The organism is Pseudomonas sp. ICMP 10191 (assembly GCF_001467335.1).
In the GTDB taxonomy this organism is placed as follows: Bacteria; Pseudomonadota; Gammaproteobacteria; order Pseudomonadales; family Pseudomonadaceae; genus Aquipseudomonas; species Aquipseudomonas cerasi.
In genome coordinates this window covers 138,170-156,188 of the sequence record NZ_LKGW01000135.1, presented here as the reverse complement: position 1 = coordinate 156,188, position 18,019 = coordinate 138,170, and the positions used below count along the sequence as shown (strand labels likewise).

Sequence of the window (18,019 nt, the reverse complement as noted above, 5' to 3'; positions counted from 1 at the left end):
GCTAACCTCGGACTAGCCAGGCACTGAAAGCAACGTGCCCGAAATGCTCAGGTTTTCTGATTACGCGGCAATTCCGATAAATCGGGATTGCCTCAAGCGTAATGGTTGTTCCCGGCATTAAACGTCCCAAATGACTGAATTGGCAAAGCGCACACGATTAGTCTCAATATTCAGCCTGACTCAGTGTGTTCAGAAAAGGGGGGGATGCCCGTACGCTTACAGCTCGAACACATCCTCAAGGGCACAATCCATCGTATGCCAACTTATCGATGGACCCTCCTGTAGGTTCCACTTGGAATTACTTGGCCAACCACCGATAACCCGTTCACGAGGCTCGGCGTTGGAGCGAACGGCAAACTGAGCCTTGAAGGTGGCAGGGGTGTGCCAGACACAAAACTTTTCCTTCCTTTGAGCCCCAGGCATCTTCTATTCGCTTGTGTTGGCTATCGACTCCCTCAACGAGGCACCACGCTGAGTCTTACCGAAGCAGCATTTATTTGGACGATGATCCTCAATGGTGCCAACCGCTACGTATTTGCAACGGATATACAGGATATCGATGAGATCAAGTCTCGCACTGTCTCTCGTGACCTATTTGATGCAGATGCGAAGCTTTGGGCGGGGCGGACTCTGTGCGAACATCTCACGGGGTTTTCATGGCACCGACAAGTTATGCGTTAGCGCGCTTGGAGTGAAAGGCGTCAGGCGAAGTTGGGATGGTTACCCGTTACAATAGCCAGCTTACCTGGGAGCCCCCATGACCTCGTTACCCATCGATGCCGTCCTGCCAGCCCTGCGCCAGGCCCTGATCACGCGCCATGAAGCCGTACTCGAAGCCCCTCCCGGTGCGGGTAAGACCACGCGCGTGCCGCTCGCGCTGCTTGAGGAAACCTGGCTGGCCGGGCAGACCATTCTGATGCTGGAGCCTCGGCGCCTGGCTGCGAGAGCGGCTGCCGAGCGGTTGGCCAGTGAGCTGGGCGAGAAGGTCGGCGAGACGGTGGGCTATCGGATTCGTCTGGAAAGCCGGGTCGGCCCGAAGACGCGTATCGAAGTGGTCACCGAGGGGATCCTCACGCGTCGTTTGCAGGACGATCCGGCGCTGGAAGGTGTGGGGCTGCTGATTTTCGATGAGTTTCACGAACGCAGTCTGGATGCCGATCTGGCCTTGGCCCTGAGCCTCAATGGTCGGGAACTGTTTCGGGACGATCAACCGCTGAAGATTCTGCTCATGTCGGCCACGCTGGAAGGCGAGCGGTTGGCGGCGTTGCTGGACGACGCGCCGGTGGTGCGCAGCGATGGGCGCATGTTTCCGGTGAGCCTGCAGTGGGGGCGTCCTTTTCAGCCCGGTGAGTTTGTCGAGCCGCGTGTCGTGCAGACGGTGCTGGATGCGCTGGGCAGCGAGTCCGGCAGCCTGCTTGTGTTTCTGCCGGGGCAGGCCGAGATTCGTCGGGTCAACCAGCAACTGGCGGAAGCACTGGGTGAGCGCGCCGACATTCTGCTGTGCCCTTTGCATGGCGAGCTTGATCTGAATGCGCAACGCGCGGCTATCGAACCGGCTCCCAAGGGCACGCGCAAGGTGGTGCTGGCGACCAACATTGCGGAAACCAGTCTGACCATCGACGGCGTGCGCGTGGTGATCGATGCCGGCTTGGCGCGGGTGCCGCGTTTCGATCCGGGCAGCGGTATGACGCGTCTGGAAACACAGCGTATCTCCCGTGCCAGCGCCACCCAGCGCGCTGGCCGGGCAGGGCGGCTGGAGCCGGGCGTGTGTTATCGGCTGTGGTCCGAAGCGCAGCACGATCAACTGGCCGCCTACGGGGCGGCAGAAATTCTTCAGGCGGACCTCGCCGGGCTCGCGCTGCAACTGGCTCGCTGGGGCGTCACGCCTGCGCAACTGGTCTGGCTGGATATACCGCCAGCCGCGGCTTATGCACAGGCGCAGGATTTGTTGGTGCGTCTGGAGGCGTTGAACAATCAGCCGGGTCAGCCGCCAGCCCTGACCCCACACGGTCAGGCGATGGCTGAGCTGCCTGCTCATCCGCGCATCGCGCATCTGCTGCTGCGCGGTCATGCATTGGGCTTGGGCGAACTGGCGTGTGACGTGGCCGCACTGTTGGGTGAGCGCGATATTCTGCGCGGCGGTGGGGCCGATCTGCACAGCCGTCTGACCTTGCTGGCGGGCACCGAGCGTGCTGCGCGTGGTGCACAGGGCGGTGTGCAGCGAGCTAAACAGCTGGCACGGCAATATCGCGGATACCTGCGCGGCACTGCGAAAAGCCCCGTCATCGATCCCGATCATTCACGCTGGCTGGGCGCTCTGCTGGCACTGGCCTACCCGGATCGCGTGGCACAACAACGTCGCCCCGGCGGTGCTGAATATCGATTGGCCAATGGTCGCGCGGCACTTTTTGCCGAGGCCGACGCACTGATGAAACAGCCTTGGCTGGTCATCGCAGATTTAGGCAGCCGTCAGGGGCAGCGTGAGGAACGCATCTACCTCGCTGCCGAATTCGATCCAGCGCTGTTCGACTCTGTGCTGGCCGAGCAAGTCATCACCGTGGACCAGATTGACTGGGATGAGCGCGAAGGCGTGTTCCGCGCAGAACGGCAGCGCAAGGCGGGCGAGCTTATTATCAGCCGCGAACCGCTGACCGGCCTCGATGACGCAGCCCGCAGCCAGGCATTGCTGGCGCTGGTGCGTCGCAAAGGCCTGGAACTGCTGCCGTGGACACCCGAACTGCGCCAGTGGCAGGCGCGTGTCGCGCTGCTACGCAACCTGGACATCGACAAAAGTGCAGCAAGCGAATGGCCCGACCTGAGTGACGCGCAACTGCTGGCGACACTCGAAAACTGGCTGATGCCCTACCTGGGCAAAGTCACCCGGCTCAGCCATTTCAGCCAGCTCGACCTGTCCTCCATCCTGCGCAACCTCCTGCCATGGCCACTGCCGCAACAGTTGGAGGCGCAGGCCCCGCAGACCATCCAAGTGCCGTCTGGCTCGAATATCCGTATCGACTACAGCGAACATCCGCCGATTCTGTCGGTGCGGCTGCAAGAGCTGTTTGGCTTGTCCGATACGCCGCGTATCGCCAATGGGCGGCAGGTGCTGAAACTGCACTTGCTGTCCCCGGCACGCCGCCCGGTGCAGGTGACGCAGGACCTGGCTAACTTTTGGCGGTCGACCTATATAGATGTGAAGAAGGACTTGAAGGGGCGTTATCCCAAGCATTACTGGCCAGATGATCCATTGGTGGCGGAGGCTACGGCTCGGGTCAAGCCTAGGGGCACTTGAGGTCTGTAAACCAATGCACTGATTTTGAGACCAATATGAGCATTCTGCGCTATAGCTGCGCAAACTTGCTGTGCAATGTATCTGGCTTGGAACACCTGATCAGATGTTGGATATCCAAAGAACCACAGAACACCAGGGCGCAAAGCCCTGGCAGGCAGCAGATGTCACTTTTTCTTTTTAGCCGGCTTTTCAGCCTTTTCTGATTTCTTGGCCTTTTCTGGCTTGCTATCCGCTTTTTTGGCAGCTTTCTTTGGCTCGGCGTCTTTTTTCTTGTCTTTCTTTTCGGAAGACTTGGAAAGCGTCGAGGCCGCTTCAGATTTCTTTGCCGGTGATGCTTTCTTGTCTTTCAGATCCTTGCTGGCTTTCGAGGCTTCGCCTTTGCTTTTCTTGTCGTCTTTAGCCACTTTGATCACCCTTTGGTGTATGCCGGTATTGGCACGACGTCCATGGAAGTATCCATGGGCTAATCATTAGGCGAACGCGCTGAGAAACGGTTCAAACTGTTTTGACACTGTCGGCTGTGAGGGCGCTATTCGAAAGTTTGGTGGCCAGCCAGAGTATTGAAACCTGAATGCTGCTCGCTCCCTCAAGGCAAAACCGGCAACAAAAACCGCCCGATCACCGGCAAGTGATCAGAGATCAACAACGTGTCATCCCTGCGCACCCTCGCACTCACTCGCTTCAAACTCGGGCTGTAAAACAGGTAATCCACCGTCCGGTCCGGCCCGTTGATGCGGCTGTCGTTGGGGAAGCGCGTCAGCCATTTGCTGCGGTCGATGCCGCTGGATTCGGCGTTGTCGGGGATCATCGGGTATTTTTCCCACAGCTCGTGCAGCTCGCTGTCGGCGGCGTAGCCGAGGCGTTGCTGCTCGGGGAGGCGCTGGTATTGGCCCAGCGGCAGCAGGTTGAAGTCGCCGCCGATCAGCCAGGGCGTGCCGCCGCTTTCCAGCTTGTCCAGCTGCGTTTCAGTGGCCGCGACCTGTTTTTGTGCGGTGTCGCCGGCGTGTCTGGCGGTGGTCAGGCTGGTGTTGATGACGGCCAGTTTGCCGCCGTCACGCAAGGGCAGGTAGCTGACCAGCAAGGCATCCTTTGGCTGGAACTGACGGCTGATGATGTTGGCGTCGGGCACCGGCAGTTGTATACGTTCGGCGCTGTCGATGTGGAAGCGGCTGAGGGTCGCGAGTTTTCTGCCGACGCTGCCCCAGATATGCGGGTTGGGTACGAACTCTGCCTTCCAGTAGAAGGCCTGCGTGCTGCACGGGTAGAGGTCCGCCACACGTTCCTTGATCAGCGCCAGCTGATCCTGATAGTCGGAGTTCTTGGCGCCATCGTCGACGCCTTGCAGCAGCACGATGTCGGGCTGTTCGTCACGGATGACCCGCGCCACTTCATCCAGATTGTAGGCAAGGTCTTCATGGGTCGGGCGTTCGTCCGGGCCGCTGCCGTCGGCCATGTCGTACCAGAACACATAGCGTTTACCCGCCAGGTACTGGATGTTCCAGGTCATGACTTTCAGCGCTTGCCCCGGCACCAGTTTCGGTGCTTCGACCGCTGGGTTGCAGCTCGCCGTGAGTAATTCACGGGCTGGAGGGCGCCAGGTCAGTTGGAAAACCAGTAACAGCAATACGGCGACCAGCAGCAAGCCGTACAGGGTCAGACGTAGCAGTAAACGGGGCATCGGCTCGACTTGGAGCGCCTGGCGCTCAGTGAGGGATTCGGCATTGAGCATACCGAATCGACGCACCTGACGTCAGCCTTTGCTTCAGGCGCGGTGTGCGGGTTCGCTGATCAGCATGAACAGGCGGAACGTCACGATGGTGGTGAACAGTTGCAGGAAGCTGCCGATGCTGTCGGTGATCACGGAAACCGCTGCGCTTTGCGGTTCCGGAAACAGGTACAGGCTGGCGCCCTCGAGCAGCCACAGGGGAATGTAGACGCTCAGTACGCACACCAGAATGCGCGTGAAGTGTCCGGTGGTCATCTGCATGCTTTCGCGCATGGCCATGAACGGCGTGAGTTTGCGCAGAACCAGCAGGTATTCGCTGAACGCCAGTTTGATCATTACCCAGATGCCGGGTACCACAAACAGTGAGAGGCCGAACATGATCAGCAGGGTGCTCATGGCCGACAGCACGGCGAAGGTCGGCCACAGGCGCACGGCCATGGCCAGTACATCGCGGGTGTGTACGTCCTCGCCACGGCTGCGTGCGTCGAGAAACAGGATCAGCGCGGCTGTATAGACAGGGTAGAAGAACAGCCCGATCACCAATGCATAGGCAGGCGAAGTGTCGGCGGACATGGCGCTGCCCAGCGCTTGTTTGGCCAGCACTTCAAGGATCACGACAGGCAGGCACAGCAGCGCGATGCTGCCCAGATTACGCCGAAAGAAATAAAGCGAATCCTGGATGATGTTCAACGGGTTCATGGAGATAGATCGCAGGCTAAAAGCAGGCGCACACTTTAGCCCATGCCCCCTGTCTAACCAAGCGCAGTGGTTTTCGGCGCACGGCTTGTTATCTTTTTCTTCATGTCATTGAAGCGCGTCGATGAGGCCCCATTTTCTGCACATGGTCCTGCTATTGCGGCAGGGAAGAATTCCAGTGGCAACTCAGTGAGGTGGTCATGAACAGCGAAGAGCAAACCCTGATTGATGGTCTTTTCTCGAAACTGAAAGACGCTGAAACGGCATCCGCCCCGCGAGATGCTGCGGCCGAGGCGCGTATCAAGGAGCATTTGACCCGCCAGCCCGCTGCGCCGTACTACATGACGCAGGCGATTCTGGTTCAGGAAGCAGCCGTCAATCAGCTCAATCAGCAGGTAAAACAGCGTGATGAGCAGATTCAGCAGTTGCAGGCCGAGCTTCAGCAGGCCAAGGGGCAGTCCTCGTCCGCGCCAGCGAGTGGCGGGTTTTTGTCGAGTATCTTTGGCAGCAGCGCACCGCGCGCCTCGCAGCCGCAACCGAGCCAGCCTTCCAGTGGCGGCTGGCGTGATGGTGGTGGTTTCAATCCTGCACCTGCGCCCGCAGCGCCACAGGGCGGTTATGCCGCGCCTGCTCCGGCTGCCGGCAGCGGCTTTCTTGGCGGGGCGCTGAAGACCGCGGCCGGTGTAGCGGGCGGTGTGCTGCTGGCAGAGGGCATCAGCAGCATGTTCAGCCACCACAGCCAGCCGCAGGAGATCGTCGAGGTCATTCACGACGCGCCACAGGCTCAGGACACCGGCTCGTTCAATGATCAGGGCGGTTGGGGACAGCCGGATCAGCAGTACACGGCTGACGACAGTTTCGACGATGGTGGTGACATGTTCTCGGACGATGATTCGTTCGTTTGAGGACGTGACGGTCGTTCGTCACGTTCCAGCGCGCATCGTTATGCACAAATCTCCAAGAGCCCGAAAAGCGTGACTTTCGGGCTTCTGCCCGCAGGTCGGGGGCGGCGATCCGCGTTGCTCACGAATACGATGGTACAGATGGTCCATTTTCAGGGGTTACCGGCCTCTTCGCGAGCAAGCTCGCTCCCACGGCCTGCGGCCAGAATCAAGAGCAGACTTGTGTATAACGATGAGCGCTGGAGCGTGGGAACGATAATCTGTGCCATGCCGCTCGGGCCTCGCAGCGGCCGATACTGATCCATCCCTCAATTCCTTCCTCAAACTGGCATACTGGGCGCCGATTCACGTTCCGGATCGCTGTAACCCGTGGGCATGTTGCCCGCCATGAGGAATTGCGGTGAAGAAGATCGCGGTGTTCGCCGACGTGCAGAACCTGTATTACACCGTGCGCCAGGCGCATGGCTGTCATTTCAATTACGCCGCCTTGTGGGCGGATATCAGCAAGCGCGGCGAGATCGTTCACGCGTTTGCGTATGCCATTGATCGTGGCGACAGCAAGCAACAGCAGTTCCAGCAGATCCTGCGCAATCTGGGGTTCACCGTCAGGCTCAAGCCGTACATCCAGCGCAGCGACGGTTCGGCCAAAGGGGACTGGGATGTCGGCATCACCATCGATATTATGGATTTCGCGCCGCAAGTGGACGAAATCGTGCTGGCGTCGGGTGATGGCGATTTCGACATGTTGCTCGAACGCGTGATCAGCAAGCATGGGGTCGAGGCGGTCGCCTACGGCGTACCGGGGCTGACCGCGAATTCGTTGATACGCGCCGCCAGCCGTTACGTGCCGATCGAAGGCGCGTTGTTGTTGAAATGAATTTACAGGGCCAGGCCAGTGTTGGAACGTATTGCAGTCATCGACTTTGAAACCACCGGTATCTCCCCAGGCCATAGCTGCCGGGCGACCGAGATTGCGGTGGTGATCATGGAGCAGGGGCGTATCGTCGAGCGTTTTCAGAGCTTGATGAATGCGGGCGTGCGTATTCCTGCGTTCATCGAAGGGTTGACCGGCATCAGCAACAACATGATTCGTACCGCCCCCAGCGCCGAGCGGGTGATGGGCGATGTGGCGGATTTCGTCGGCTCGACACCGCTGGTGGCGCACAACGCCTCGTTCGACCAGAAGTTCTGGGATTACGAGCTGTCACGTATCCAGCGCACGCGCGAACAGAGCTTTGCCTGTTCACTGCTGCTGGCCCGACGTCTGATGCCGGGCGCACCGAACCACAAGCTCGGCACGTTGACCCGCTATGCGCGCCTGCCCGACACCGGCAAGGCTCACCGGGCGATGGCCGATGCGGAAATGGCGGCCAACCTGACGGCGTACCTGACCAACGAATTGCGCCAGACCCACGGTATCTCAGCCATCTCCCACCAGATGCTGTGCTCCCTGCAGAAAGTCCCCGCCGCGAAGATCAACGAAACGCTGAAGCGTCAGCGCGGCGTCTGACCGGTCAGTGCTCTTGCTTGCCATTGCTGATCAAGTAATCGGCCGGCAGGCTGCGTTCCACTGCCGTTGACAGCACGATTGATGTCTTGCTGAAGCCAAACTTGGCGATCCGGTTGATCAGGTCTTCCAGGTGCGGCATCGAATCGACCGCCGCGCGCATGATCACACATGGGTCGCCCGTCACCCGGTAGCACTGGATCAGTTCGGGGACTTTCCACAGTTCCTTGTACGCCTGCTGATTGCCGTGACTGCCCATGCGCAACTCGATCAGGCACTGAATCGGCAAGCCGACTTTCGACAGGTCAACCTTCGCTTCGTAGCCGGTAATCACACCACTGGCCTCCAGCTTGGCGACCCGCTCGGCCACGGCGGGCGCGGACAGATTGACCAGCTTCGCCAACTGCGCAAAAGACGCCCGGCCATTTTTCAGCAGCTCATCAAGCAGAATCCGATCGTATTTATCCAGGGTCATGGCGTGCCTCGTACCGTGCGGTAGGCAATTTTAAAATAAAAGGAAAGCAGGTCTTACAAGCATTGAATCGTAAGTTTCAGCGCGGTTTAAACAGGTTTGTCTGCTTAATATCTGCCTTGGGCCTTCATACAATAGGTCAACCATAACAATGATCCCAGGGCCTTGCCATGCCTCAGTCCGTTCGTGTTTCACCTTTGCTCATCGGTGCCTTTCTGGCCTTGTACCTGATCTGGGGTTCTACCTATCTGGTGATCCGCATTGGTGTGGAGTCATGGCCACCGTTGATGATGGCGGGTGTGCGCTTTCTGATTGCCGGCTGCCTGATGTATGGCTTTCTGCGGTTTCGCGGCGTGCCTGCGCCGACCTGGCGCGAGTGGAAAGCCGCGTTCGTGATCGGCTTCCTGCTGCTGGCCTGCGGTAACGGCGGTGTGACCCTGGCTGAACACGCAGGCGTTGCATCTGGCGTTGCAGCACTGGCGGTGGCGACCATGCCGCTGTTTACCCTGCTGTTCGGCCTGTTCTGGGGCAATCGCACCACTAACCTTGAGTGGGCGGGCATCGTGCTGGGCCTGATCGGCATCGGCCTGCTGAACCTCGGCTCCAATTTGCAGGCCAGCCCTTATGGCGCCGCCGTGGTGATCTTTGCCGCCGCAGCCTGGGCGTTCGGTTCGGTGCTGAGCAAGCACTTGCCGTTGCCGAAAGGCCCGATGGCCAGTGCGGCGGAAATGATCACGGCGGGAGCGACGCTGCTGATCGGCAGTGCCTTGAGTGGCGAGCGTCTGGCGCATATGCCGACGGCGGCGGGCTGGGGTGCGCTGCTGTATCTGGTGGTGTTCGGCTCTATCGTCGCGTTCAGCGCTTATATGTACTTGCTCAAGAACGTGCGTCCGGCTGCGGCGACCAGCTACGCCTACGTCAACCCGGCCGTGGCAGTGATGCTCGGCGTGGTGTTCGCTGGCGAAACGATCGGTGTCGAAGAGTGCATGGCCATGGTGGTGATCATCAGCGCCGTCGTGCTGATTGGCCTGCCGCAATGGCGCAGGTCGCCGCCGCAAGAGGTTGTATCGACACGCACAAGCTAACCGAGGCGCGCCGGACAGGTTAAACTGCGCGCCTTGCGTTGAATCTTTCCTACGGTATTACCATGACATTCGCCTCTCTCGGCCTGATCGAACCCTTGCTGCGCGCCCTCGAAGCGCTCGGTTACCAGACTCCGACGCCTGTACAGACCCAGGCAATTCCTCCGGTACTGGCGGGCCGCGATCTGATGGCAGCTGCGCAGACCGGCACCGGCAAGACCGCAGGTTTTGCCCTGCCGCTGCTGCAACGGCTGACCATGGAAGGCCCGAAAGTCGCTCCCAACTCAATTCGCGCGCTGGTGCTGGCGCCGACCCGTGAGCTGGCCGATCAGGTTCACGAAAGTATTCGTCAGTACGCCGAGCACCTGCCGCTGACCACCTACGCGGCTTACGGCGGCGTGAGCATCAACCCGCAGATGATGAAGCTGCGCAGGGGCGTGGACGTGCTGGTCGCGACCCCCGGTCGCTTGCTCGATCTGCATCGTCAGAACGCGGTCAAGTTCTCCCAGTTGCAGACGCTGATCCTCGATGAAGCCGACCGTATGCTCGACCTGGGCTTTGCCGAGGAATTGCGCGGTATCTATGCCGTGCTGCCCAAGCAGCGCCAGACACTGCTGTTCTCTGCGACGTTCTCCGACGAGATTCGTCTGCTGGCCGCGCAGATGCTCAATGACCCGCTGACCATCGAAGTCAGCCCGCGCAACGTCGCGGCGTCTTCGGTCAAGCAATGGGTCGTGACCGTCGACAAGAAACGCAAGGCGGATCTGTTCATCCATCTGATGAAGAAACATCGCTGGGGTCAGGTGCTGGTGTTCGCCAAGACCCGGGTTGGCGTCGATCAACTGGTGGATCGCTTGCAGGCGCTGGGCATGAACGCCGACGGTATTCACGGCGACAAGCCGCAGGCCACCCGCCAGCGTGCGCTGGACCGCTTCAAGAGCAACGAAGTGAAGATTCTGGTGGCCACCGACGTGGCGGCGCGCGGTCTGGACATCGATGACCTGCAGACTGTGGTCAACCTGGACCTGCCGATCGTGGCCGAGGATTACATTCACCGTATTGGCCGCACCGGCCGTGCGGGGCTGACGGGCGAGGCGATTTCGCTGGTGTGTGCCGATGAGGTCGAGTTGCTGTCAGCCATCGAAGTGCTGACCCGCCAGACCCTGGAGCGCAAGGAAGAGCAGGACTTCGAACCGGAGCATCGCGTGCCGAGTACGGATGCCAGCGGCCAGATCCTGAAAAAGCCCAAGAAACCGAAAAAACCCAAAGTGTCGGGCAGCAAGCGCAACCTGGGCAAATGGGTCGACAGCGGCGAGTCCGAGCCTGCGCCGGTGGTCAAACCGGTACGCAAGGTCCCGGTTTTCAACACCGGCCCGCGCAAGAAGAAGCCTTGATATACACATCTCAGAGCGAGCCGGGCGACGCTTCGCTTGCTCCCTAAGAGGCCATGACAGACTTTGGAAGTAGGGCGGCAGGACCATTGTCTTCGTGAGCAAGCTCACTCCCACAGAAGGATTTATGTATAACGCTGAGCGCAGAGCATACGCACAGGAATCACTGTGAGTTCAGCCACTCCACCATCCCCAGCCCGGCAGCGCGGCCGCTGGCGAAGCAGGCGGTCAGCAGGTAGCCGCCGGTTGGCGCTTCCCAGTCGAGCATTTCACCGGCGCAGAATACGCCTGGCAATTGCCTGAGCATCAGACGTTCGTCCATGGCCTCGAAGGTGACGCCCCCTGCGGTGCTGATGGCCTCATCGATGGGGCGTGGTTTGATCAGGGGCAGTGGCAACGCCTTGATCGCCTCGCTCAGCAACAGCGGATCGGCAAACGCTTCACGAGGCGCAAGCTCGCGCAGCAGCGCTGCCTTCGCGCCGTCCAGCCCCAATTGGCTGTGCAAATGCTTGGACATCGAGCGCGAGCCGCGCGGTTTGCTCAGGGCTTTGTGAATGTCCGACAGCGTTTTGCCGGGCAGCAGATCGATATCCACAACCGCTGAGCCGTGCAGGTTGATTTGTTCACGAATCTGCGCCGACAGCGCATACACCAGGCTGCCTTCGACACCCGTCGCAGTCAGCACGCATTCGCCCAGGCGCAGAGCGTGGCCATGCAGGCCCATCGCAATATTCTTCAGCGGCGCACCGGCAAACTTGTCGCGCAGCAGGTCGCTCCAGGCGCTCACCTCGAAACCACAGTTGGCGGCCTGCAAAGGCGCAACCTCGACCTGCTGTGCTTGCAGCCATGGCAGCCAGGCCCCGTCAGACCCCAGCCGCGCCCAACTGGCACCGCCCAGCGCCAGCAACGTGGCTGCAGGTTTGATTGCCAGTTCATCGTCAGCATGAGTGATGCGCAGGCTGCCATCAGCCTTCCAGCCTAACCAGCGATGCCGCGTGTGAATCGTGACACCCGCATCACGCAACCGCTTGAGCCAGGCGCGTAGCAGGGGGGCGGCTTTCATGTCTGTGGGAAACACGCGCCCCGAGCTGCCGACAAAGGTCTCGATACCCAGCGCATGAATCCACTCGCACAGGGCATCAGCGTCAAAGCCGCGCAACAGCGGTGCGATCATTGGCGAACGTTCGGCATAGCGCGCCAGAAATGCCGGGTAGGGCTCGGAGTGGGTGATATTCATGCCGCCCACCCCGGCGAGCAGAAACTTGCGCCCAACCGACGGCATGGCGTCGTACAGATCGACCTTCAGCCCGGCCTGGCTCAATACTTCTGCTGCCATCAACCCTGCAGGGCCGCCTCCGATGATGGCGACGGTTCGGGCAGCGGAGGGGGCGAGGTCGGTCATGGTCAGCGAAATATCGATAGCAGAGGGGTGGGGCATTCTACCCGAGCGCTCTTTCAAGGTGTGGCGCACGTCATGGCCTGCGACTCAAGCGAAGTACCGAGCGGGGTCACAAGCCCATGTCGTTCCAGACCCGTTGTGCACTGTGGTGGAGAATCCCGTGGCGTCTTGCCAGTGCCCGGCGGTCCTTGCTGTAGCCACCGCCAATCACGCCCATGACCGGAATGTCGCGGCCCAGACAATGACGCAGCACCGCTTCGTCGCGATTGGCCAGCCCCTGGTCGGTGAGCTGCAGATAACCCAGCGCATCATCCTTGTGGACATCGACCCCTGCGTCATACAGCACCAGGTCCGGCTTGTAGAACGGCAGCAGGTAGTTGAGCAGGTCGTCGACCACGTTGAGGTAATCGGCGTCGCCCATGCCCATCGGCAGCGGGATGTCCCAGTCGCTCTGCGCCTTGCGTGCCGGAAAGTTCTTTTCGCAGTGCAGCGAGACGGTAATGGCGTCCTCGGTATCAGCCAGAATGCGCGCCGTGCCGTCACCCTGATGCACATCGCAGTCGAAGATCAGCACCTTGTCCACGCGGCCGCTTTGCAGCAGGAACTGACTGATCACCGCCAGGTCATTGAAAATGCAGAAACCCGCCGGGTAGTCATAGTGCGCATGGTGGGTGCCGCCCGCCAGATGGCAGGCCAGACCATGCTTGAGAGCCTGCTCGGCAGTCAGCAGTGAGCCGCCCACCGCACGGATGGTTCGGCGTGCCAGAGCCTCGCTCCACGGCAGCCCGAGACGTCGCTGGTCTTCGCGCGACAGATCGCCGTCAAGGTAGCGGTTAATGTAGGAAGGATCGTGAGCCAGCGCCAGAATGTCCGCCGGGCACAACTCGGGACGCATTAATTGAACGTCACTGGTCAGGCCGCTGTCGATCAAGTAATCGCGCAACAAACGAAACTTGTCCATCGGGAAGCGATGATCCGCCGGGAAATCCGGGCTGTAGTCTTCGTGGTAGATAAGCGGTAGGGACATTTTGCGTCCGTTGAAGGGCCGAAACCCGATAGTGCCAGTAAAGTATCCGCACGCCCAGTTGTGTGGCGCACTGGATACCCGCACTGACGCCCACTCATGTCTCGTTACACGGGGGAATCGATGGAACCGATACTCAAGCTTGATAGCGCCCGACTGCTGATGCGGCAGTGGCGTGACGATGACTTGCCAGCGTTCGCCGACATGTGTGCGGACCTTCGTGTCATGCGCTATTTTCCGCAACCCCTTAGCCGTCTTGAAAGTGCTGCCATGATCGGACGGTTGCGTGGTCATTTTGCCGAGCTGGGCTTCGGGTTCTGGGCGCTGGAGCGCAAGGATACCGGCGAATTCATCGGTTTTACCGGGCTGCATGTCGTGGGTTTCAAGGCACCTTTTACGCCCGCTGTGGAAATCGGTTGGCGGCTGGCTTATGACCACTGGGGCCTGGGCTTTGCCAGCGAGGCGGCCTGGACCGCGCTGGGCTGTGGTTTCGAACGCCTGGAGCTGAAGGAGATCGTGTCGTTTACCGCGGTCAATAATCAGCCGTCGCAAAAGGTCATGCAGGCAATCGGCATGCAGCAGGATGAGTCCGGCAACTTCGATCACCCCAATCTGGAGGACGGCCACCCGCTCAAGCCGCACGTGCTGTACCGGATCAGTCATGAGCAGTGGCTCAAGACGCTGAAGCCTTGATCAGGGTGTAGATTGAATTAAGCCAACCATTTTAAATCTGTATCATTCCATTCCAGTGGGATGGGCTTGAGGCCTGTCGGAAAATGCAGCGACTGCCGTTGCCGTACCAGTGCAAAGTCGATGTATGAGAGGAATGAGAATGAGCCAAGTGCTGGATGATCTGGTTGAGCTGCTGACGCTGGAAGCCATTGAAGAAAACCTGTTCCGCGGGCATAGCCAGGATCTGGGCTTTCGCCAGTTGTTTGGTGGTCAGGTGCTGGGTCAGTCGCTGTCTGCCGCCAGTCAGACGGTTGAAGAGGACCGTCATGTTCACTCGCTGCACGGCTACTTTCTGCGTCCCGGCGATGCCGGTTTGCCGGTGGTCTATCAGGTGGATCGCGTACGTGACGGCGGCAGTTTCAGCACGCGCCGCGTCACTGCCATCCAGAAGGGCAAGCCGATCTTCACTTGCAGCGCGTCGTTTCAGTACGATGAAGAGGGCTTCGAGCATCAGGCACCGATGCCGCAGATTGTCGGTCCGGAAAACCTGCCGTCCGAGCTCGAGTTGCTGACCCGCCGCGCACACCTGATCCCTGAAGCGATGCACGACAAGTTTCTGCGTCCCAAACCGATCCAGTTCCGTCCGGTGACCTCCGAGGATCCGTACGATCCCAAGCCCGGCGAGCCCGTGAAGTACGTGTGGTTCCGCGCCGATGGCAGCCTCCCGGACGTGCAGGCACTGCATCGTTACATGCTCGCCTATGCCTCCGACTTCAACTTGCTGACCACGTCGCTGTTGCCACATGGCAAGACGGTCTGGCAGCGCGATATGCAGGTTGCCAGCCTTGACCATTCGCTGTGGTTTCACAACGACCTGCGCACCGATGACTGGCTGCTCTACGCGATGGACAGCCCCTGGGCAGGCAACTCGCGCGGCTTCTCGCGCGGCAGTATCTTCAACCGCGCCGGGCAACTGGTCGCATCGGTCAGTCAGGAAGGGCTGATCCGCCATCGTAAGGATTGGGCATGACACTCGAAGGTATACGGCACTGGGTGTTCGACATGGACGGTACCTTGACCGTCCCTATCCACGACTTCCCGGCCATCAAACGTGAATTGGGCATCCCTCAGGACGATGACATTCTCGGGCATCTTGCTGCGTTGCCTGCTGAGGAATCGGCGGCCAAGCACGCTTGGCTGCTGGAGCATGAACGCGAGCTGGCGCTGGCTTCGCAGCCTGCCGAGGGCGCGGTCGAGCTGGTTCGCGAGTTATCGGCGCGCGGTTATCGACTGGGCATACTCACCCGTAACGCTCAGGAGCTGGCGTATATCACCTTGAAGGCTATCGGCCTGGATGACTGCTTTGCGGTCGAGGATGTCCTGGGCCGCGACGAGGCGACCCCCAAACCGGACCCTGCAGGTTTGCTGAAACTGGCCACTCGCTGGAGTGTCGAGCCGAAGCAGATGGTCATGATCGGCGACTACATGCATGACCTGAACTGCGGCCGTGCGGCGGGCGCCAAGACTGTTCTGGTCAACCTGAAGGACAACCCCTGGCCGGATCTGACTGACTGGCATGCGGAGGATTGCACAGTGCTGCGCGGGATGCTGAGGTGATCTGAGCTGCCTACCTTGCCAGTGCGGAGCGCTCACCGTTATCCACAAGTCTTTGTGGGAGCGACCGGGGCGGCGATCCGCATTGCTCGCGAAGAAGGTATTTCAGTCGATGCATTTTCGACGACTATGTTGACCCTTTCGCGAACAAGTTCGCTCCCACGGCCTCCGGCCAGAATCAAAAGCGGACTTGTATGTGGCGTTGAACGCGGAGCGTGGGGACGATAGTTATATCCCTATCACTCAAAACGGCTTGAACAGCACCGCCTGACCTTCCGGTGAAGTGAAGATCCCGTCGCCGTTGTGGCCGACTTTCGGCACGATCACCAGACGCTGGTTCAGCCCTTCCGGGTGACGCTTCTGCAGATAGTTGAAGTAGTTCTGTCCGCGAATCAGGCGGTAGGGACCTTGCGCTTCGGCGGCACAGGTCTTGTCCAGCGCCGGGTGGTTGCGGTCGGTGTCCAGCTCGCCCATCAGGTAAGTGATGTCGCGCTTCACGTAATTCTTCTCGATGTCAGCCGGCTTTTCCTTGCCCGAGTAGAACGGCATCTTGTTGAGACCGTATTTCCAGTCGTTGAAGTTCGGGCAGCTCTGCGCGGTTACCGGCTCAGGTCGTTCCGCGTCGAAATAAGCGTAGGACGACGGATTGGCGATCACGTAGCGCAGCTTCACGCCTTCGCGTTGCAGCAAGGCGTCTTCCTTGCCGCCGATCATCGCGTAGCGCTGCACCACCTGGGCACCACCGGAGTGCCCGGCAATGACGATTTCCTTCAGGTTGGGAAACAGCTTGCTGTCGCTCAGGCGCTTGAGGATGTGGTCCAGCACCAGAAACGAGCTGACCGGCTTGGGATCGGTGGAGGTTGCACCTTCCATCCAGCTGTTCTGGCGCCAGCGCAGGATAGAGTCCGGCAGGTGGTGCGCGACGATATCCTTTTCATCCAGAAATTGCGGGGCGATCAGCAGGGTCTTGCTGCGCTCTCTGGACTGGTTGGCCGCACGTTCGATGCTGCGCAGGTAGGTTTGCGCATTGCGCAGGCGACCGTGCAGGACGATCACTACGCGCTCGATCTTCGGTTTGGGGTGTACCCACTCCTGGCTCAACCCCAGAGTCGCCTCAGCGCCATTGATGGCGAGGCGATCCGGGCTGATGGAATTGACCGCTTGATCCTCGGCATGCGCCCCGAGGCTCACGAAGGCAGTGCTCAACAACAGGACCAGAAGCGGTTTAATCATGTGCTCAGAGACTCTTGGCGGCGAACGTATCGCATTGATTGATTTGACCTTGGGCAAAGCCTGCCTTGAACCAGCGTACACGCTGTGCAGACGTGCCGTGAGTGAAGGAGTCCGGAGCGACTCGACCACTGCTTTGCTGTTGCAAGCGATCATCGCCGATAGCGTTGGCCGCGTTCAATGCTTCTTCAATATCACCCGGCTCGAGCCAGTTCAAACGATTTTGTGCGTTGTACGCCCAAACACCGGCAAAGCAGTCCGCCTGCAGCTCTTGGCGGACCAGTAAACCGTTGGCACCTTCCATTTTCTGCCCGGCCTGGCGAGCCTTGTCGACCTTGGCGGAAATGCCCAGCAGCGTCTGCACATGGTGCCCGACTTCGTGAGCGATCACGTAAGCCTGAGCGAAGTCGCCAGCGGCGGAAAAGCGCTGGGCCATTTCACGGAAGAAGTCCATGTCCAGATAGACCTGCTGGTCTGCCGGGCAATAGAACGGACCGGTTGCCGAGGTCGCGCGACCGCAGGCCGAGTTCACCTGGCCGCTGAACAGCACCAGCGTAGGGTCCTTGTATTCGCGACCATTCTGGGCGAACACGGCACGCCAGGTGTCCTCGGTATCGCCAAGGATGCTGCGCACGAATTCGGCCTGCTGGTCGTTGGCCGGCGGCGCTTCACGCGTCTGCGCGCTGGGTGGAGCGCTTTGCTCGGTTACTTGCCCGGTCAGTTGCCCGAGAATCTGCATCGGGTCCTGACCGGTGAGCAGGCCGATGGCGACGATGATGACGATGCCGCCCAGCCCCAGGCCCTTGCCGCCGATGCGCATGCCACCGCCGCCGCCACCACTGCTGCCGCCATCGCGCGCATCGACTACGTTGTCGCTGCGTCGGCCTTTTTTCCAGAGCATGTCGGATCCCTCTTCTTTTCGTGCAATGAGTGTCGCTGCTGATACGCGAATACGCCAGTCCGGCGTGTTCCGGCCAGCGTCGTGTGCAGAATGCGAGGGTATAGAGGTGCG

The 18,019-nt window shown here is 60.2% G+C and carries 17 protein-coding genes; 9 read left to right on the top strand and 8 right to left on the bottom strand.

Features of this window, described 5'->3' with window-relative positions; all coding sequences use genetic code 11:
* Window positions 1-757 precede the first annotated feature (757 nt).
* Entirely contained in the window at window positions 758-3,292 is a 2,535-nt protein-coding gene (hrpB, locus tag AO388_RS21205; protein WP_058417064.1) for an ATP-dependent helicase HrpB, read from the top strand.
* Between the two features lie 164 nt (window positions 3,293-3,456).
* Here the strand turns inward: hrpB and AO388_RS21200 are convergent, their stop codons facing one another.
* From AO388_RS21200 to AO388_RS21190, 3 genes are all read right to left on the bottom strand, one after another.
* A complete protein-coding gene (locus AO388_RS21200) occupies window positions 3,457-3,705 on the bottom strand; it encodes a hypothetical protein (protein ID WP_058417063.1) in 249 nt (82 codons plus the stop codon).
* Between the two features lie 173 nt (window positions 3,706-3,878).
* Complete coding sequence (locus AO388_RS21195) at window positions 3,879-5,021, bottom strand: endonuclease/exonuclease/phosphatase family protein (RefSeq protein WP_058398052.1); 1,143 nt, start codon at window positions 5,019-5,021, stop codon at window positions 3,879-3,881.
* A 33-nt stretch (window positions 5,022-5,054) separates the two neighbouring features.
* Window positions 5,055-5,717, bottom strand: coding sequence for a YciC family protein (locus AO388_RS21190; protein ID WP_003368738.1), 663 nt, complete (start codon window positions 5,715-5,717; stop codon window positions 5,055-5,057).
* A gap of 197 nt (window positions 5,718-5,914) precedes the next feature.
* Here AO388_RS21190 and AO388_RS21185 point away from each other — a divergent pair, with 197 nt between their 5' ends.
* From AO388_RS21185 to AO388_RS21175, 3 genes are all read left to right on the top strand, one after another.
* The gene (locus AO388_RS21185) at window positions 5,915-6,619 is read left to right on the top strand and encodes a DUF2076 domain-containing protein (RefSeq protein WP_058417062.1); all 705 of its coding nucleotides are present in this window, start codon (window positions 5,915-5,917) and stop codon (window positions 6,617-6,619) included.
* Window positions 6,620-7,016: 397 nt separating this feature from the next.
* Window positions 7,017-7,493, top strand: coding sequence for an NYN domain-containing protein (locus AO388_RS21180; RefSeq protein WP_003313837.1), 477 nt, complete (start codon window positions 7,017-7,019; stop codon window positions 7,491-7,493).
* Window positions 7,494-7,514: 21 nt separating this feature from the next.
* Window positions 7,515-8,126 (top strand): 3'-5' exonuclease, encoded by a 612-nt coding sequence (locus tag AO388_RS21175; protein ID WP_003368734.1) that lies wholly within the window; start codon window positions 7,515-7,517, stop codon window positions 8,124-8,126.
* Between the two features lie 4 nt (window positions 8,127-8,130).
* Here the strand turns inward: AO388_RS21175 and AO388_RS21170 are convergent, their stop codons facing one another.
* Window positions 8,131-8,598 (bottom strand): Lrp/AsnC family transcriptional regulator, encoded by a 468-nt coding sequence (locus AO388_RS21170; protein ID WP_003368733.1) that lies wholly within the window; start codon window positions 8,596-8,598, stop codon window positions 8,131-8,133.
* A 167-nt stretch (window positions 8,599-8,765) separates the two neighbouring features.
* On the opposite strand from AO388_RS21170, the gene yedA reads away from it, so the two are divergent.
* Both yedA and AO388_RS21160 read left to right on the top strand, forming a co-directional pair.
* On the top strand, window positions 8,766-9,680 hold the full coding sequence (yedA, locus tag AO388_RS21165; RefSeq protein WP_044309420.1) for a drug/metabolite exporter YedA: 915 nt from the start codon (window positions 8,766-8,768) through the stop codon (window positions 9,678-9,680).
* Window positions 9,681-9,742: 62 nt separating this feature from the next.
* Window positions 9,743-11,071, top strand: coding sequence for a DEAD/DEAH box helicase (locus AO388_RS21160; RefSeq protein WP_058417061.1), 1,329 nt, complete (start codon window positions 9,743-9,745; stop codon window positions 11,069-11,071).
* Between the two features lie 160 nt (window positions 11,072-11,231).
* Here AO388_RS21160 and AO388_RS21155 read toward each other — a convergent pair whose 3' ends face one another.
* Both AO388_RS21155 and AO388_RS21150 read right to left on the bottom strand, forming a co-directional pair.
* Window positions 11,232-12,470 carry a TIGR03862 family flavoprotein gene (locus AO388_RS21155; protein ID WP_177343135.1) on the bottom strand — a complete coding sequence of 413 codons (1,239 nt, stop codon included), beginning with the start codon at window positions 12,468-12,470 and terminating at the stop codon, window positions 11,232-11,234.
* A 106-nt stretch (window positions 12,471-12,576) separates the two neighbouring features.
* Window positions 12,577-13,494 carry a histone deacetylase family protein gene (locus AO388_RS21150; protein ID WP_054081982.1) on the bottom strand — a complete coding sequence of 306 codons (918 nt, stop codon included), beginning with the start codon at window positions 13,492-13,494 and terminating at the stop codon, window positions 12,577-12,579.
* Window positions 13,495-13,614: 120 nt separating this feature from the next.
* Here AO388_RS21150 and AO388_RS21145 point away from each other — a divergent pair, with 120 nt between their 5' ends.
* From AO388_RS21145 to AO388_RS21135, 3 genes are all read left to right on the top strand, one after another.
* Window positions 13,615-14,184: a GNAT family N-acetyltransferase gene (locus AO388_RS21145; RefSeq protein ID WP_003368726.1), complete on the top strand. Its 570-nt coding sequence runs from the start codon at window positions 13,615-13,617 to the stop codon at window positions 14,182-14,184.
* A gap of 139 nt (window positions 14,185-14,323) precedes the next feature.
* Window positions 14,324-15,193, top strand: coding sequence for an acyl-CoA thioesterase II (gene tesB, locus AO388_RS21140; protein ID WP_003368725.1), 870 nt, complete (start codon window positions 14,324-14,326; stop codon window positions 15,191-15,193).
* Window positions 15,190-15,780, top strand: coding sequence for an HAD family hydrolase (locus AO388_RS21135; RefSeq protein WP_058417059.1), 591 nt, complete (start codon window positions 15,190-15,192; stop codon window positions 15,778-15,780). Before tesB ends, AO388_RS21135 begins: the two co-directional genes overlap by 4 nt.
* Window positions 15,781-16,020: 240 nt before the next feature.
* Here the strand turns inward: AO388_RS21135 and AO388_RS21130 are convergent, their stop codons facing one another.
* Both AO388_RS21130 and ypfJ read right to left on the bottom strand, forming a co-directional pair.
* Window positions 16,021-17,010 (bottom strand): hypothetical protein, encoded by a 990-nt coding sequence (locus tag AO388_RS21130; RefSeq protein ID WP_003368723.1) that lies wholly within the window; start codon window positions 17,008-17,010, stop codon window positions 16,021-16,023.
* A 4-nt stretch (window positions 17,011-17,014) separates the two neighbouring features.
* Window positions 17,015-17,908, bottom strand: coding sequence for a KPN_02809 family neutral zinc metallopeptidase (ypfJ, locus tag AO388_RS21125; protein WP_003431644.1), 894 nt, complete (start codon window positions 17,906-17,908; stop codon window positions 17,015-17,017).
* Between the last annotated feature and the right edge of the window lie 111 nt (window positions 17,909-18,019).